This window comes from Desulfovibrio sp., assembly GCF_047607245.1.
Taxonomy (GTDB): Bacteria; Desulfobacterota; Desulfovibrionia; order Desulfovibrionales; family Desulfovibrionaceae; genus Desulfovibrio.
The window spans coordinates 1-17,379 of the sequence record NZ_JASGDK010000004.1 but is presented as its reverse complement, the minus strand read 5'-3'; the positions used below and the strand labels follow the sequence as shown (position 1 = coordinate 17,379).

Sequence of the window (17,379 nt, the reverse complement as noted above, 5' to 3'; positions counted from 1 at the left end):
TGCTCATATTTTCGTGGCATGTCATCGGAACTGGCTCACCTTGAACTGCCCCGAAGGCCATTCTGCCTTAAAAATCTTGCAATTTTACTCCCCGCTCCGCGACTGGCTGGCGCGTAAAAAGCGCTTCATCACGCAGCCGTTGCACGTCCTTTCTGGGGGATTCGCCAAAGAGGCGTTTATATTCCCGGCTGAATTGGCTGAGGCTTTCATAGCCCACCGCCACACCAGCGCTGCTGGCATCCATATTCTGCATGAGCATAAGGCGTTGCGCCTCATGAAGCCGCAGCCTTTTCTGAAACTGAAGCGGGCTGAGCGTCGTTACTTCCTTGAAATGCCTGTGAAAGGTTGAGGGAGCCATATGGACTTTTTCCGCCAGCTCTTCAATCTGCACTGACGCTGCAAGATTCTGTTTCAGCCATGTTATGGCCTGAGCAACCTGATTGCCTTGAGAACCTATAGTATGAAAAGAGCGCAATCTGTGCCCGTTCTGCCCTGCCAGCAAAAAATAATGAATTTCCCGCACGATCATCGGTCCGAGAACCAGTAGTTTTTCCGGGCAATCAAAAAGCTTCACCAGGCGCACATAGGCGTCCAGAATATCGGTGTCGAGCTGTTGAACGTGTATGCCCTTGACCACGGAAAATGCCTCTGTCGGCTTGTGGGGCATTTCCAGCGCCAGCTGGGCGATCAGGCTTTTGTCCAGATCAATCGCAATGGAAAGACTGGGAACGTCCGGCGAAGCCTCACAAACCATGCTTGCACCCGGCATATCAACGCCAGTCACCAGAATATTGTCCTCACCATACCGGTATTCATCCCTGCCCATAAAAGCCCGCTTACACCCCTGCGCCATTTTGACAATCACCGGCTGATAAAAACATGTCTGGGGTTCGGTGGTTTTGTCGCGCCGATACATACGCACCCCGGCAAGCCCGGTTTCGTAAACACCGGGCCGGGGCATGCGCTCAAGAACGCTGCGCTTCAGAAATGCTTTTGCCCTGTCAATATCCATACATATATCGTCCGCCATATGACCTCCTCTAGCGCCTTGCATAGCGTCAGCCACCACTATCACGAGGCTGCCCAATTTACACATCAGTGAGAGTATTAGGCAAATAATAAGCAGAAATGTGCCTTCAGACAACTCTGCTCAAACCTTATAAGCAACATTAACGACCACGTTTTGCCAATAGGGGTGTGAAATGAACGAGCCCAATAATATCTCTCGCCGTATTTTTCTGAAAAGCAGTGCTGCTGCCGTGAGTGTTGCGGCCCTTTCAAACATGGCTGGCGGCAGGGTCAGCGCCGCGGCGCTCTCCGCTGCAAACCCGGAAAACGATGGGCAAAGCAAGGCAACGGTATTTTTTACCAATGACCTCAGTGCCGCAGGCCTGCGCAAACTATATGCCCGCGTCAACCAGGGCATGACCGGAAAAATTGCCGTCAAACTGCACACGGGCGAACCCAATGGCCCGAACATTATCCCCCGGGAAATGGTCAAGGAGCTGATGCGCGATGTTCCCGGCGGCGTTATCGTGGAGTGCAACGTACTTTACAACAGCCCGAGAAAAACGGCTGAAGGGCACAGAACTGTCATCGCGGGCAACGGCTGGACCTTCTGCCCCGTAGATATAATGGATGAACACGGTGACGTGAACCTGCCCGTCAAAGGGGGCAAGTGGTTCAAAGAGGTCGCCTTTGGCAAAAACATCCTGAACTACGATTCAATGCTTGTACTCACCCATTTCAAGGGGCACGCGCTGGGCGGCTTTGGCGGATCACTGAAAAACATCGCCATCGGTTGCGCGTCAGGAAAAGTCGGCAAGGCGCAACTGCACGACTCTGACGGCAGTTCATGGCCTTCCGGGCCGGACTTTATGGAACGTATGGTCGAAGGCGGCAAGGCCGTTGCAGACCATTTTGGCCAGCACATCACATATATCAATGTACTGCGAAACATGTCCGTAGACTGTGACTGCGCAGGCATCAGTGCCGCACCCCCTACCGCGCCAGATCTGGGTATTCTGGCTTCAACGGACATTCTGGCCATTGATCAGGCTTCCGTGGATTTGGTATACGCCCTGCCCGAAGCCCAAAAGGCCGACCTGGTAGAGCGTATGGAATCCAGAAGCGGCTTGCGCCAGCTTGAATATATGAAGGAACTCGGCATGGGGAAGTCCGGGTATGAACTGGTCGTCATCTAGGCAGTGCCGTCACGAGCGCCTTTCCAGTTATTTCTGCGTCGAACTTCGCCTTTTATTCCGGTCGAGTACCATCAGAGTACACTTCCTGTATAAAAGGTTCGTTCTCCTTGATATTACTGAAAATTTATCCCGTTACGACACTGCCGAGTATGGATCAAATCAACTTTGTGGCTGTGCCTTTTCAAAGTTGCAAACACGGTGAAGTCATATGAAAAAATTTGTGCAGCATGAAACAGCCTCGTTTTCAAGGCGCTCATTTATAACGGCAATAACCGCAGGTCTGTTCGCTGTGGCGGTGCATCCGCTTATGGCTTCCACCAGCGCAGCCAGTACATCCGCGGTTTCAGGGGGGCAAAAAGTGCTGATCGTATACTACTCCCGCTCCGGCAATACCCGCGTTGTGGCGGAAAGTATCCACACTGCGCTTGGCGGCGACATTGTGGAGTTGCAGACGGTGCATCCATACCCGGAAGAATACCGGGCCACCACAGAGCAGGCCCAGAAAGAGCTGAAAGCAAACTACTTTCCGCCCCTGAAAACCAGTGTGGACGACATCAGCCCCTACGACGTGATCCTTGTGGGTTCACCAAACTGGTGGGGCACCTTTGCTTCGCCCGTAAGAGGTTTTTTGGCGCAGCATGACTTTTCAGGCAAAAAAATCGCCCCCTTCATAACGCATGAAGGCAGCGCACTGGGAAAAAGCGTTGCCGACCTCAAAACACTTTGTCCTAGTGCGACCATTCTTGATGGTCTGGCTGTGCGTGGCGGCCGTGTGCAAGGTTCGCAAGCTGATGTCGGCCAGTGGCTGAAACGTCTTGATCTGAGCAAATAGAGGGGAAATCGTATGCAAACACGCACACTTGGTACTGGCGGCCTGAGCGTTTCCTGCATGGGCCTTGGCTGCATGGGCATGAGTTATGGCTACGGCCCCGCATCTGATAAAAAGGACATGATAGCCCTGCTCAGAATGGCGGTCGAAAACGGCGTTACCTTTTTTGATACAGCCGAGTGTTACGGTCCCTTCACCAACGAAGAACTTGTGGGCGAAGCACTTGAACCGTACCGCGGCAAGGTTGCCATTGCCACCAAGTTTGGCATTTCCATCATAAACGGCAAGCAGATAACAGACAGCAGACCTGAAGTAATCCGCCAGTCTGTGGAAAGTTCGTTAAAGCGCCTTCGTGTGGAAGCCATTGACCTGTATTACCAGCACCGGGTTGACCCGAACGTGCCCATTGAAGACGTGGCCGGAACAGTCAAGGAACTGATCGGGCAAGGAAAGGTCAAGCATTTCGGTCTTTCCGAGCCGGGGGTGCAAACCATCCGCCGCGCCCACGCCGTGCAGCCCGTGGCTGCAATCCAGAGCGAATATTCCCTCTGGTGGCGGCGGCCAGAGCAGGATCTGCTTCCGGCCCTTGAAGAGCTGGGCATTGGGCTGGTTCCGTTCAGCCCCCTCGGCAAAGGCTTTCTTACTGGCAGGTTTGACGCCGCAACCACCTTTGACAAGTCTGACTTTCGCAGCATCCTGCCGCGCTTTACCCCGGAAGCGCTGGCTGCAAATCAGGCGCTGGTGACCCTGCTTCAAGATTTTGCCACGCAAAAGAATGCCACCCCGGGGCAAATTGCCCTGGCATGGCTTCTCGCCCAAAAGCCCTGGATCGTGCCCATCCCTGGCACAACCAAGCCTTACCGCCTTGAAGAAAATATGGAAGCAGCGGCCTTGCGGCTTGAAGCTGATGAGCTTGAACTGCTCACCAACGCCGCGGCTGAAATTCAGTTAACAGGCGAGCGATATCCCGAAGAACTGGAGAAACGTACCGGACTGTAAGGAAAGACGTATGAAGTCCTTTGCCATCCCCCTGCTTCTTCTGATCTTTGCCATATGCGGCACAGCAGCCATTACTTCAGCAAAAGATACAGCCATGAGCAACATCATTATTACACGCAAAAATTCTGTGGAGCCTGTCGCCGGACCGGAATCTGTCTTTACAGGTGATGTCAGTGTTGAATTTTCCGTTCCCCGGCGGGGCGAATCGCGCCTGTCAGGGGGCTTTGTCACCTTTCAACCCAAGGCACGTAGCAACTGGCATACGCATCCCTATGGTCAGCTTCTGATCATTGCCGCAGGCAAAGGCCGGGTTCAGGAATGGGGCCAACCCGTTCAGGATGTTTTTTCCGGTGATCTGGTCTGGTTTCCGGCTGGCGTAAAGCACTGGCACGGCGCTGCCCCAGATCAAGCCATGTCGCACTACGCCATTCAGGAAGAACAGGACGGGCAGGCCGCGAACTGGATGGAAAAAGTCACGGACGAACAATACAACGGCCAGTAAAATTCCGGAGGCTTAATGCGAAAAGCAGTCATGGCAGGCACAGCGGCACTGCTGCTGTGCCTATCCGGCATAATATGCGAGGCGCAAACAGTGAATACCACTTTATCAAACAGACAGCAGGCCATAGTGCCCATTGCCGCATTTGCCGCAAGCGGTCATATGCCCGGCCTGAAAATGGCGTTGCATGACGGACTTGGATCCGGGCTGACCGTCAATGAAATCAAGGAAATACTCGTGCAGCTTTACGCGTACGCGGGATTTCCCCGCAGCCTGAATGCCCTAGGGGCCTTTCAGCAAGTGCTTGGCGAGCGCGAGGCAAAAGGCATCCGAGACGAGCCGGGCAAAGAGGCAAGCCCGGTTCCTGCAGGAACAACAAGCCTTGAACGTGGCACAAAAGTTCAAACCACGCTGGCGGGCGCTCCTGTCAAAGGCGGGCTTATGGATTTTGCCCCGGCCATTGACGAATTTCTGAAGGCCCATTTGTTCGGAGATATTTTTGGCCGTGACAACCTGGACTGGCAAAGCCGGGAAATCGCCACGGTTTCTGCCCTTGCCAGCATGGATGGTGTGGAAAGCCAGCTTCGGGCACACTGCCGTATCAGCAGAAATGTGGGGCTGACAGCGAAACAGATGCAAGATCTGGCCGCAGTTCTTCGGGCTAAAGTCGCTGAGTCCACGGGTAAGAAGGTTGATGTGATTCTGGAGGAAGAAGACAACAGGCAGCCGTGACGCATTTGCGCATCCACTAACTTTACGCTTTGCCGGAGCTACTTGTTGTTGCAACGCAAACGGCAGCAAACGGCACAGTCGCGCCCCATTGCCGGGCATTAAACAGTTGCCACGGCAACGTCGCATAACGGCAAACAAGTCCACCTCTACGCGGCGTTGCTGTGGCATAAATTTTAGGGCAATCCCTTGCGGCATTTCTGGTGCGCAGGAATCCAAAATATCGAAAACTCATATCCACCGTCACGCCGCAGTACACAATACGGCTCTGTTACAGCGTGGTCCCCTTCCCGTCAGCAACGCTGACCGCCACACAGTACTTTGCCACATATTCGTTGGCGGATGCCGAAACAATGTAGCTGGCCATGTCATACCCGTACATGTGCCCGCTGATGACCCAGCCCCGCTGTGCAATGGCATCCACCATACGGCTGTAAGCAGCTTCGTGGCTTTGTCCATCGCCCTTATGGTAAAACCGCGCATAAAGCCCCGCAGGCCGGATACGCAAATTTTCCACTCTGGTCCCCCGCGATGCGCCGCAGAAAAAATAATCTGCAATATATGAAGAAAGATGCTCCTGCTCCGTCAGAAAACCAAAGGGCATGGGAGCTGACCTGCCCTGTTTTTCAAATTTATCTGCAAACTCGGCAAAGATTGCGATGCAGCCTTCTTCCGTGGCCTGATCTTCCGGACTTACAGGCGTCATCTCAAGCTGCTCTTCTTCCATTTCCACAAGATCCAGAACATCATATTGGGCGTTCAGGGCTTCGTGCCCCAAGGCGATATTCGTTTCCAGCATTTTCTGCCTGGCGGCAAGACGCACACGCTCCTGACGCAGAAGCCGCTTTTTTTCCTCCAGATGCTCCAGCAGTCCTGCCGGATCAGGCTCAAGCACGAAACTGCGTATTTCTTTCAGCGAGCTGCCCGTTTCCTTGAGCATAGACACCATGTCGAACTCGTAAAACTGGTCTATGCTGTAATGCCTATAGCCATTTTCCGAGACGTGCCGGGGTTTCAGCAGCCCTTCCTTGTCATAAAACAGCAGGGTGTCCTTTCGCGTTCTGCACAACCTGGCAAATTCTCCGGTACTCAAATACTTCATAGTTTTCCTCTTGACTCTGGAGTTACTCCATACCTTATGGTGACTGACACCATTACGAATAGCAAGCAAATTGCCCATTCCAAGCCTTAAGAGGAAATAATGTTCAGATTTATAAATATCCCGGTTCCCCGCTATAGCCGCTTCATGCCACGCCTTGCGGCCCTGCTTTGCCTTTGCATGTTGCAGGCGGGCTGCAATGACGGCCCGCCGTCAATGGGAGAAGTTCCGCAGGTACGTTACACAACCGTTGCGCCAGAGCACCTTGTGCTGACCAGTGAGCTGCCCGGACGTGTGGCGGCTCTGGTAACAGCCGAAGTGCGCCCCCAGGTTGACGGCATCATTCAGCAGCGGCTTTTTGAAGAAGGAGCGCCTGTAACAAAGGGGCAGGTTCTCTACCAGATAGATCCCGCCGCATACGAAGCGGCCAGAAATACAGCCAAAGCTGAGCTGGAAGAAGCCCTGGTACACGCGGCGGCGCAGCAAAAGCGCGAAGCCCGCGCCCGGGTGCTGGCCAAGGCCAACGCCGTAAGCCAGCAGGAATGGGATGATACCGTGGCGGAACACGGCAAGGCCAAAGCCCGCGTTGCACGGGCAAAGGCTGCTCTGGAAACTGCGGAAATCAACCTGAACTATACAAGCATCAAGGCTCCGGTGTCCGGCAGAATAGGCCGGTCTGCCGTCACGCAGGGCGCGCTGGTGACAGCAAACCAGACAGGCCCTCTGGCTGTCATTCAGCAGATTAATCAGGTGTATGTTGATATTACGCAATCCAACGCCAGCATGTTGCGCCTGCGCCGCCTTGCCGCCGCTCTTGGGCCCGCATGGGGAAAAGGCACAACCGGAGCGCGTCTCATTCTTGAAGACGGCACGCCCTATGCCGTGCCCGGTTCAGAGCACGGTGAACCGCAGTGGCATAAGGGCGATCTGCTTTTCGCAGAAATAAGCGTGGCCCAGACCACCGGCAGCGTGAGCATGCGCGCCCTGTTTCCCAACCCCGAAGGTCTGCTGCTGCCGGGCATGTACGCCAGAGTGCTGATTGAGGAAGGTTCCATCGAGAATGCCCTTCTGATTCCTCAACGAGCTGTCATGGCTGACGGAGAAGGTCGCCATTTTGTGCTCACGCTGCAAGAGCCCGAAACCTCGGCCGCGGCCAAAAGCGCTGCATTGCTGTTTACGGTGCAGAAAAAAAGCGTGGAGCTCGACCGCCCCTTTGGCAACCGCTGGCTGGTACGCTCCGGCCTTGAAGCCGGAGACCTTGTGATCGTGGAAGGCATCCAGAAAGCCGCTGCCGAAGGAAAAGCCATTGGCGAGCAAACTCCCGACGATACTCAAGACAGCGGTGCTGTGCAGAATAGCAAAAAACGGGATGGGCGATAAATGGCTGCCTTCTTTATCAACCGCCCCATCTTCGCCACGGTGCTGGCTATTCTTCTGATGCTCTCAGGCGGACTGGCCTTGCGCAATCTGCCCATAGCCCAGTACCCCGATATAGCTTCGCCGCAGGTATCCATCTCCGGCCAGTACCCCGGCGCTTCGGCGGCAACGGTGGACCAGAGCGTGACCCAGCTCATCGAGCAACAGATGAAGGGCATCGACAACCTGCTCTACATGCGCTCGTCCAGTGATTCCAGCGGTTCTGTGGAGATGGTTTTCACCTTTGAGGCCGGAACCAATATCGATATTGCCCAGGTGCAGGTGCAGAACAAGCTGCAGCAGGCTATGCCAATGCTGCCCGAGGCCGTGCAGCGTCAGGGCCTGCAGGTCAGCAAGGCCGTGGAAAATTCCTTCATGGTCATAGCCTTCTACGTCACTGACGCTTCAATGACAGCAGGCGGCATCAGCGACTACGTGGCAAGCAACCTTATTGACCAGCTTAACAGGGTGGAAGGCGTGGGTTCCACCACATTGTACGGTGGCGTCAACGCCATGCGCATCTGGTGCGACCCGGCGAAGATGGAGCAGTACAGGCTGAACCCACAGGATATCGTGGCCGCCGTACAAGCCCAAAACGCCCAGGTTGCGGGCGGCCAGGCAGGCGCAGCCCCCGCCCTGCCGGGGCAGGAAATTAACATCACTGTCAACGCCGCCTCGCGGTTGCAAACGGTGGAAGAATTTCAACAGATTCGCCTGCGCACCGAAAGTGACGGTGCCGTTCTCCGTCTCGGACAAGTTGCCCGCGTGGAGATCAATGAAGAAAACTTCACAGGGCAGTCTCGTTTTAACGGCTACCCGGCTGTTGGCGTGGCTGTAAAACTGGCATCCGGGGCCAATGTCATAAAAACCACAGACGCCATCAAGGCGGAACTGGCATCCCTTGCCCGCTTTTTTCCCGAAGGCATGCAGTACGCCTTCGCGGACGACAGAGCTCCCATTGTTGAAAAATCCATCAGTTCTGTGGTGCGTACCCTGCTGGAAGCCGTGGCCCTTGTGGTCGCAGTGATGTTTCTGTTTTTGCAGAACTTCCGCTCCACGCTTATCCCGGCCATCACTGTGCCTGTGGTTTTGCTGGGCGTGTTCGCCGTACTGTCTCTGGCGGGATACTCCATCAATACCCTGACTATGTTTGGCATGGTGCTGGCCATCGGCCTGCTGGTGGACGACGCCATTGTGGTGGTTGAAAATGTGGAGCGCCTCATGCGGGATGAAATGCTCAGCCCCAGAGACGCCGCGCTCAAATCCATGAAGGAAATTACCGGAGCGCTGGTGGGCGTGGCCGTGGTTATTTCCGCCGTTTTCGTGCCAATGGCCTTTATGTCCGGCTCCACGGGCGTCATCTACCGCCAGTTTTCCATAACCATTGTTACTTCAATGGTGCTGTCGGTGCTGGTTGCCATTGTGCTCACACCCGCCCTGTGCGCCACCATGCTGCACAGGCACGCGCATAGTCAGGGTGAGGGTCTGTTTGGCCGTTTCAACCGCTGGTTTGACCGCCTGACCCGGCGTTACGCCGTCAGCCTGAGGCCCATGCTCGACAAGCCGAAGCGCTGGGTTGTCATCTTCGGCGCAGGGCTTGCCGTATGCGCCCTTCTGCTTTTGCGGCTGCCCAGCGCATTTTTGCCAGAAGAAGACCAGGGCATACTGTTTCTTGATGTTCAGCTGCCGCCGGGGGCTTCCTTCGAGCGCACAGCAAAAGTGCTGGCGCAAGTGGAAAACTACTTTCAGCAGGACGAAAAAGAGGCCGTACAAAGCATCTTTACAGTTATGGGATGGAGTTTCAGTGGTTCCGGCCAGGCTTCTGGCATGGCCTTTGCCCTGCTCAAAGACTGGAGCGAGCGCGGCAAGGGACAAGGGGTTTTTGATGTCATGAACAGGGCCAACGCGCGCTTCGCTGCCACTCCCGAAGCTCAGGTTTTCGTCATGGCTCCCCCCGCTGTTATGGAACTTGGCAACTCGTCTGGCTTCAATATGGAACTGATGGACCGTGGGGCCAGGGGTCATGAATCGCTTATGGCTGCCAAGAACGCCCTGCTGCAAAATGCAATGAAGCAGAAGAGCCTCGCCTATGCCCGGTACAGCGGCCTTGACGACGCCGAACAGTACCGCCTGCTTGTGGACAGCGACAAGGCGGGAGCGCTGGGTCTGGACATGGCCGTGGTCAACGGCTCTATTGGCGCGTACTGGGGCGGGGAATATATCAACGATTTTGTGGACAAAGGGCGCACCAAGAAAGTCTACCTTCAGGCTGAAGCAGCGTTCCGCTCCAGCGCTGAAGACTTTTACCGCTATCATGTGCGCAACAGCGCGGGTGAAATGGTGCCTTTTGCCAGCTTTCTTGGTGTTGAATCCATCACGGCTTCCCCCAAACTTACCCGCTATCAGGGTGTGCCGTCCGTAAAAGTTGAAGGCGAGGCCGCACCGGGGCAAAGTTCCGGTCAGGCCATGAAGGCTATGGAAGCCAGCACAAAGGATCTGCCTCCGGGCTTCGACTTTGCCTGGACCGGGCTGTCCTACCAGGAACTGCTTTCCGGCAATCAGGCCCCTATGCTCTATGCCATATCCCTGCTGGTGGTTTTTCTTAGCCTGGCGGCCCTGTACGAAAGCTGGAGCATACCCGTATCCGTGCTGCTGGCCGTGCCTACTGGCCTTGTGGGTGCTCTTGCCGGGGCTTGGCTGCGCGGCCTTAACAATGATATCTATTTCCAAATCGCTGTGCTGACCGTTGTGGGCCTGTCAGCCAAAAACTCCATCTTGATTGTGGAATTTGCCCGCGCCCAGCACCGGGCTGGCAAAAGTCTGGCCGCTGCCGCCATTGAAGCATCCCGGCTGCGGCTGCGGCCCATCATAATGACATCCCTGTGTTTTATTCTCGGTGTCATTCCTCTGGCCCTGAGTAGCGGAGCCGGGTCAGGAGCACAAAATGCTCTGGGTACTGTGGTGATGGCGGGAATGCTTACCGCGACGGCTCTTGGCGTTTACTTTACGCCACTGTTCTTTGTGCTGGTTGTGAATATATTTCGCAAACGCGCACCGGGCGCGCAACCTGACAACACTGCTTAAGGAACGGTGATTTATTCCGTTTGGCAAGGCGCGATCTTTTTTGAAGCAGGAATGGACTCTTCCGCCCTCGACTGTTTCGAAAAAAATGAAGCAATGCCGCCAAACGGAATAAACCAGCGTTTCCAGGAGGCTCTTTAATTCGTGCCTCTTTAAAAATACGACAAGACATTGGCATGCCCGTAGACCGCAATACGTCTGGCATGCCCGTATTGCAAAGCAGGCATTTTACCAAAAGAGTAATCTTTGGCAAAATGCCTGCTGCATCACGATGGGCGGCCCGGCCTGCCCACTGCCACGCATTCTGACGCAAACACTGTGCTGGCTGTAACAAACGTATCCTATGATTTTTTTATGAACACAGATGATCTGACTACACACAGTGCGCCTCCACAGGGTGCGCCAATCCCCACAAGCCTCTCCAAAGCCGCGCGCTGGCGGGTGCTTGTCGCTGTTATGGTGGCGTGGGTGCCCATTGCTATGGACATGACCATCCTTCATATCGCGGTTCCCTCTCTGACCCTTTCGCTTCAGGCCACGGGCACGGAAATACTCTGGATTATCGACATCTACCCTCTGATTGTGGCCAGCCTGCTGGTGCCAATGGGCACACAGGGCGACCGTATCGGCCCGCGCAAATTGCTTCTGGCAGGGTTGGTCATTTTTCTGGTTGCCTCGCTGGCTGCGGCCTTTTCGCCCACTGCCAAAGCCCTCATTATTTCCAGGGCGCTTCTTGCCGTGGGCGCGGCTATGATTGTGCCAAGCGTGCTGGCCACCATACGGATTACGTTTGACGACTGGAAAGAACGGGCTATGGCCCTGGGCATATGGGGCACGGTAAGCACGGTAGCCGCAGCTATGGGGCCTCTGGCGAGCGGCCTTCTGCTCGAACACTTTTGGTGGGGCTCTGTTTTCCTTATCAACGTGCCGATCATTCTGATTATTCTGCCCCTGGCTGCCTACCTGCTGCCCAAGCCTCAAATCATGGCCAAGGGCTCATGGCCCATTGGGCAGGCCCTGACACTGGCGGCGGGCCTTATGGCAACAGTGTACGCCATAAAGGCCGCTTTCAAGCAGGGAGCATCGCTACTGCTCTGCGGGAGTATACTGGGTTGCGGCATTTTCTTGCTCATTCTGTTCGTACGCAAGCAATTGACTGCACGCACGCCCATGCTTGACCTCGGTCTGTTCCGCTTGCCAGCCATTCGCGTGGGGCTTGTGACAGCCCTTATTGTTTCAGGCGCGCTGGCTGGCGTAGAACTGACCATTGCCCAGGAACTGCAGTTCGTTCTCGCACGCACCCCCTTGCAGGCTGGCATCTTCATGCTGCCAATCATGATCTCTGCTGGCGTGGGCGGCCCGCTGGCTGGCAAACTGGTAGTCTGGGGAGGACTGCGGAACGTCTGTACGTTGTCGCTGCTGGCTGCCGGGGCCAGCCTTGCCGGATTGGGTCTTGCTAGTTTTCATGATGCGGGCTGGCTGGTGGGTTCGTATATGGTTGTGCTGGGCCTCTCACTCAGCATTGGGCTTACAGCCTCCTCCATTGCCATCATGGGCAGCGTACCGCCGGAAAAAGGCGGCGCCGCCGGGTCAATCGAGGCATTAGGCTATGACCTTGGCACGGGGCTTGGCATAACAGGCTTTGGTGTGCTGTTATCAGCCAATTACAGCGCTGCGTTGCACCTGCCGGAACACTTGCGGCAAGGCCTGCCGGACAACGTTATAGATTCCATCAGTGACACAATGGTTGCTGCGGAGCTTGCTGGCGGAGAAAAAGGCAAAACTATTGCCGAGGCTGGACAGGCGGCTTTTTCTGCCGCACACAGTACCGTGTTGTTGTCTGCGGCGCTTCTTGTTTTTCTCTTGGGTCTGTGGGTTTTCAATGGACTACGCCACTACAGCCCCAATGAGCAAAGCAGAAGTTGATCCCAAGGAGTGCCCTGACGACAAGCAATCTGGCATGGCAATTGATGCAGAGCCAATTGCCCGCAGACAGGCAGATGGAGTTAATCAGGCGAAAATGCATCAGGCAAAAAATAACATGGCAGAAATTAACCTCGCAAAAATTGGCACGGCAACACTGCCCTGTCGTTGATTGTCCAGGTAAAACCGTCCTCCTCCAAAGCCCTGCCCCCGCAGGGCGGACCAGCCGCTACGCGTCACCCTTCTGACGCGTAGCGGCGCAAAAAGGCTGTATTTTTTGGCAACCATTTTGCAATCTCCCCAGCATGGACGTGTTCAACTATAATCAGGCAGAGATTTTAAGTCTCATACTTACTATGATGCGGGTAAGTATCGTCATGTTCATGCTGCCTGTATTTTCCACCAATAACATTCCCGTACAGGTCAAAGCCGCCATAACGCTGGTGTTTACGCTGGGTATATGGCCGCATCTTGCCCTGCCCGGCAACCAGATGCCTGTCCACCCATTCGACATGGTAATCATGATTCTGGGCGAGGCTGTGCTGGGGCTGGTGCTGGGCATGGCCGTCAATTTTCTGTTTATGGGCATACAGGCGGGCGGGGAGCTGCTGGGCTTTCAGATGGGCTTTACAATGATCAACTTTGCCGATCCGCTCACCGGCAACCAGACGGGCATCACGGCCTTTTTTCTCTGGATGGTTTCGCTGCTGACCTTTCTGGCGCTGGACGGTCACCTGTACATGATCAAGGGCTTTGCCGAATCCTTCAAGCTGATACCGCCGGGCGGGCTCTTCATCGGTGCCAACATCCTGTGGCAGATACTGCACCTGGCTTCACAGATGTTCGTATTGGCCCTGCAAATTGCGGCTCCGGTAATGGTGGCGCTTTTTATGGTGGAAGTGGCCCTGGGCCTGGTGGCTCGCACCTCGCCGCAGATACACATTATGGAATTCGGCTTTCCGGCCAAGATTGGCGTAGGATTTTTCTTTGTGGGCCTGTTGCTGGTCATTATGGCTGACCATGTGGAGACCTTTATTCTGGGGCTGGACGGCCTGTTCACCAACCTGCTACGCTCAATGAGCCCTCTGTACAGGTAATATCAAGGCCTCGCCTCTTACATTGAAAGGGCCTACTTGACCGCGAACTATTTATTGAGATTTACTGCTGCATCAAAAAGGAGAATTGCACTATGGGATTGATGTATATTCCTGTAGCCGCAAGCGGCTTTCCCTTTTCATTTGCCGATCTTTTTTTAAAACACGGATACGATGTATGCATAGAAACCGGAACATACCTGGGGCAAACGACAGGCAAGCTTTCTAAAATATTCAGACTTGTCTATACAATTGAAATTTCAGAAGAACTTTATCTTGCCGCACGCAAAAACCTGGTCTTCTCAAAGAATGTGGTGAAGCTTTTTGGTTCAAGTTGCAGCTTTTTGCCTGAGATTCTACAGAACGAAAAAACTTCAAATGTTATCTTTTATCTCGATGCCCACTATAGTGGCGAAAACACCGGAGAAACCAGACCGCTGCTGGAAGAGATTGAAATAATAAACAACCATGCCAATGATGACGCCATCATCATAATAGATGATGCCAGAATAATTAACATGAAATATTGCAATGAGCGATATTGCGATCTGCCAACATTTATAAATTTACTTCACAACAAAAATAGATATATCTCAGTCATTAACGATCAATACATTGCTGTTCCTCAAAAATTTAAAGAAATATTGGACCATTACAGCACCATATACAGTACAGAAGAAAACAAAACATACCGCGAGCGTGCCCGGGGTTAAGTATCAGTTAGCCCGCTCTAAAAAGAAAACATCCGCAGCCATATTTTTGCAGATCTGCATCAGCTTCCGAAGCATTGGCGATAAACTGAGAATCATCCGTGACCAGCGAAAATTCTTCAAGCTGCAATCCGCTAAAATTTGACAGCACATCTCTATATTTATAGATGCGGTGCGCATTGTATTGAATTCTGGCGCATCCACCCACAGGAACAACAAACAAGAGATGTCCGTCAGGATGCAGCACTCGAGCCAGTTCTTTCATGGCTTTCAAATCGCCCTGAGGGTCAAACGTATCGCCATAACGCTCCAGGCCGATATGCTCTACAACATGCATGCAAGACAACGATAAAATACTTTTGTCTTTAAATGGTAAATTTATGATATCAGCTTTTTTACATTCAACATTACAAAGGGACAAATTGGCAGGCCTGTAGTCATAAAAAGTTATAGGAACAAAGGCTGATGCAATAGACACAAAATATAGGCTTGAAGCTATGTCAACGTGTGACGCCGGGCGGGTTTGAGCAAGAATACGCGCAGCCCATGCAGTATGATATATATAATGCGCGTCAAACGGTGTTTCACGTTTGGCATCAGTAAGACAGGGATGTCTGTCGTCCCATTGGCAGGTAAATCTGCCATTATCCTCAAGCGCCGAAGCAACCTGGCCAAACCGCAAAAGATATCTTTTCATCGCAACAGCATAGTCTCTATCCACAGTCACACCTCACACAGTCCATATAAAATACGCCGATTGTCAGATCGCAGGAAGCACCTGCCAGCCGTCTACCCGCATGCTGCATTTTTCATCAGGCTTTTCATCCGCCACCCATTTGTCGGGCATGATGACCACTTTATTGTCAGACCTACTGGACAGCCAGGCCGCCCACCAGCTCATAGACGAATTGGAAATGATGAAATGTTTGCATTGTGCCATAAGAAACATATCAACCTGTCCAGAATCATTGTCATTATTATCCACGAATACAAAATTATGCGGTGCACTGCTCAAATGCTCTTTTGCCCACTCCATCCCATTGGAAAAAACAAAAAATGTAGGGATAACCGGGGCCAAATGACAAGAAATCCAGTTAAGCGCCTGAAGAAAAAAACCAGGGCCAACTACGTCATGCCTTGAACCCACATAGTCGCCCCGCCGCACATGAACAGCCACCGGAGCCGCTGTTGTCATAATATCTGCAAGCAATTTTTTGTTTCTTTCTGATAGGGCCACCGTAAAATTATATATATTGCGAATGGTGTCAGCAGCAGAAACAATATACTTGGCGTTTGGATAATAGCCGCCAAGATAAACTGGCGTTTTACGAGCGATGATACTGGGATCAAATTTGCGATATGAACCTGGATATCTGTCAAGGTTCAATATAAAACGCTGTCTCAGGTCTTCTTTCGGCAGACGCAACCGTACATTTTTAAAAACTTTATCCAGGATGAATAGCCGATTGTATTTGTTATTTATATCTTTTCCGTGAAAGTAATACCAAGAAAGATCATGCAGGGCGCGCAAGGGTGAATGATGCTCAACTGCCACTCCCAGGGCATATTGCCACATCTGACTCCCCAGCCCTCCGTCAATCTTTACCAGCGCAGACATAGGAAAGTTTAATATTTCAGTGCTGTTATCCATTTATTTACCTAGCAATTGGCAGATGTCACACTGCGATCCGGTAAAAATGGCGGGATCAGAGCGTGTTACATTCAAGACAGCATTTCATGACGGATACTACGCACGTAAACACACTGCAGCCAACATTTTGGCCCTGCGGGCAGCAGCTGGGGCAAAGTCAAAAAACGCCCTAATTCCAGTCAAACTGATACTCCTGCAGGCAAATCGCGGCATCTCTCCAAGACAGATTATCCTTTCTGAGCAAGACTACTGCGGTATCAACTGCGTCAATTATATCAAAAAAATTGAGCAGGACATGATAATGCACACGGTCAGGAAAATCATGAATCATAACTGGAAGTTTTCTTTCCGCCGTCCGTAGCAGTACCTGCAGGCCGCAGGCTACCCGAAACCTTCCATCAATAAGCACGAAATCCAGCAGTGAGGGGTCCACTGCACTCCAGACGGCCTGATGATAGTTGAGCCAAGCCACTGAAGGGCGTTTGGCCAGGGGGATACCCCACTCTCCTGTTGCACCAATATGTGCGTGCAGAGCCTGCCATCGCCCTGACTTGGTTCGCTGCCGCAGCAAGGCGCTACCAAGGAGCAGCTTTTTTATCCATTCTGCATCAGATTCCACGGTAACAATATTCTGCACGCCACGGTTAGCAAAAAAAACGGTGCTGCCGCCCGCACCAAATTCAAGAACCTGCCCTGAAGGCGTATACTTTTCGAGCAGTAAAACTTCAGCATCGCTCATGGCCGGAAGCAGCATTTCTTCCGTAAAAATAGAAGCATCTCTGGATAATTCACTATTCATAGCAACAACCCTCACGACAAGAATGTATTCGACGCCACAGAACAGCAAGTTGCTTCACGATGCTTCTACCAGTTTTTAAGCCGCCACCAGTGGCGTTCCGACAACGAAGGACTGCATTGCATAATGCCTTCCAAACGAGCAAAAAGATCGGCATTAAAAAGTGAAGCATCAAAAAGAGGCTTCACAGCGTTAGCCGTACGCAAGGTGAAAGCCCAGTCTACAAGACCCGCCATATCATCGGCTGTAGTGGGCGCAATACCGGCATACAGGTTTTGGTGAAATCGTATAAGCTTGTTACTCGGTGAAATTCCCAAAGCCTGAAAAATCTGCATTTGCGCCCTGAACG

At 53.1% G+C, this 17,379-nt stretch carries 17 protein-coding genes; 11 read left to right on the top strand and 6 right to left on the bottom strand.

Annotation, left to right across the window (positions count from 1 at the left end; translation table 11 throughout):
* Positions 1–67: 67 nt before the first annotated feature.
* Complete coding sequence (locus tag QM579_RS00365) at positions 68–1,030, bottom strand: AraC family transcriptional regulator N-terminal domain-containing protein (protein ID WP_414997257.1); 963 nt, start codon at positions 1,028–1,030, stop codon at positions 68–70.
* 172 nt (positions 1,031–1,202) lie between these two features.
* Between QM579_RS00365 and QM579_RS00360 the strand changes: the two genes are divergently transcribed.
* From QM579_RS00360 to QM579_RS00340, 5 genes are all read left to right on the top strand, one after another.
* Positions 1,203–2,204 carry a DUF362 domain-containing protein gene (locus tag QM579_RS00360; protein WP_414997256.1) on the top strand — a complete coding sequence of 334 codons (1,002 nt, stop codon included), beginning with the start codon at positions 1,203–1,205 and terminating at the stop codon, positions 2,202–2,204.
* Between the two features lie 208 nt (positions 2,205–2,412).
* Positions 2,413–3,036: a flavodoxin gene (locus QM579_RS00355; protein ID WP_414997255.1), complete on the top strand. Its 624-nt coding sequence runs from the start codon at positions 2,413–2,415 to the stop codon at positions 3,034–3,036.
* A 12-nt stretch (positions 3,037–3,048) separates the two neighbouring features.
* A complete protein-coding gene (locus QM579_RS00350) occupies positions 3,049–4,032 on the top strand; it encodes an aldo/keto reductase (RefSeq protein WP_414997254.1) in 984 nt (327 codons plus the stop codon).
* Between the two features lie 10 nt (positions 4,033–4,042).
* A complete protein-coding gene (locus QM579_RS00345; protein ID WP_414997253.1) occupies positions 4,043–4,534 on the top strand; it encodes a cupin domain-containing protein in 492 nt (163 codons plus the stop codon).
* Positions 4,535–4,624: 90 nt separating this feature from the next.
* The gene (locus QM579_RS00340) at positions 4,625–5,263 is read left to right on the top strand and encodes a carboxymuconolactone decarboxylase family protein (protein WP_414997252.1); all 639 of its coding nucleotides are present in this window, start codon (positions 4,625–4,627) and stop codon (positions 5,261–5,263) included.
* Between the two features lie 268 nt (positions 5,264–5,531).
* Here the strand turns inward: QM579_RS00340 and QM579_RS00335 are convergent, their stop codons facing one another.
* Positions 5,532–6,362, bottom strand: coding sequence for a MerR family transcriptional regulator (locus QM579_RS00335; RefSeq protein ID WP_414997251.1), 831 nt, complete (start codon positions 6,360–6,362; stop codon positions 5,532–5,534).
* 99 nt (positions 6,363–6,461) lie between these two features.
* On the opposite strand from QM579_RS00335, the gene QM579_RS00330 reads away from it, so the two are divergent.
* From QM579_RS00330 to QM579_RS00305, 6 genes are all read left to right on the top strand, one after another.
* A complete protein-coding gene (locus QM579_RS00330) occupies positions 6,462–7,739 on the top strand; it encodes an efflux RND transporter periplasmic adaptor subunit (protein ID WP_414997250.1) in 1,278 nt (425 codons plus the stop codon).
* Positions 7,740–10,859 carry an efflux RND transporter permease subunit gene (locus QM579_RS00325; RefSeq protein ID WP_414997249.1) on the top strand — a complete coding sequence of 1,040 codons (3,120 nt, stop codon included), beginning with the start codon at positions 7,740–7,742 and terminating at the stop codon, positions 10,857–10,859.
* Between the two features lie 243 nt (positions 10,860–11,102).
* Positions 11,103–12,782, top strand: a complete 1,680-nt coding sequence (locus QM579_RS00320; RefSeq protein WP_414997248.1) for an MFS transporter — start codon at positions 11,103–11,105, stop codon at positions 12,780–12,782.
* Positions 12,763–12,951: a hypothetical protein gene (locus tag QM579_RS00315; protein ID WP_414997247.1), complete on the top strand. Its 189-nt coding sequence runs from the start codon at positions 12,763–12,765 to the stop codon at positions 12,949–12,951. Before QM579_RS00320 ends, QM579_RS00315 begins: the two co-directional genes overlap by 20 nt.
* Positions 12,952–13,084: 133 nt before the next feature.
* Positions 13,085–13,876: a flagellar biosynthetic protein FliR gene (gene fliR, locus QM579_RS00310; protein ID WP_414997246.1), complete on the top strand. Its 792-nt coding sequence runs from the start codon at positions 13,085–13,087 to the stop codon at positions 13,874–13,876.
* Between the two features lie 92 nt (positions 13,877–13,968).
* On the top strand, positions 13,969–14,586 hold the full coding sequence (locus QM579_RS00305; protein ID WP_414997245.1) for a hypothetical protein: 618 nt from the start codon (positions 13,969–13,971) through the stop codon (positions 14,584–14,586).
* A gap of 7 nt (positions 14,587–14,593) precedes the next feature.
* On the opposite strand, the gene QM579_RS00300 is transcribed toward QM579_RS00305, so the two are convergent.
* The 4 genes from QM579_RS00300 to QM579_RS00285 form a co-directional block, all read right to left on the bottom strand.
* Entirely contained in the window at positions 14,594–15,304 is a 711-nt protein-coding gene (locus tag QM579_RS00300; RefSeq protein ID WP_414997244.1) for a DUF268 domain-containing protein, read from the bottom strand.
* A gap of 39 nt (positions 15,305–15,343) precedes the next feature.
* Complete coding sequence (locus tag QM579_RS00295) at positions 15,344–16,234, bottom strand: alpha-1,2-fucosyltransferase (RefSeq protein WP_414997243.1); 891 nt, start codon at positions 16,232–16,234, stop codon at positions 15,344–15,346.
* A 169-nt stretch (positions 16,235–16,403) separates the two neighbouring features.
* Positions 16,404–17,081: a hypothetical protein gene (locus QM579_RS00290; RefSeq protein WP_414997242.1), complete on the bottom strand. Its 678-nt coding sequence runs from the start codon at positions 17,079–17,081 to the stop codon at positions 16,404–16,406.
* Positions 17,082–17,098: 17 nt separating this feature from the next.
* Positions 17,099–17,379 (bottom strand): hypothetical protein (locus tag QM579_RS00285; RefSeq protein ID WP_414997241.1); only part of this gene is annotated, 281 nt, incomplete at its 5' end.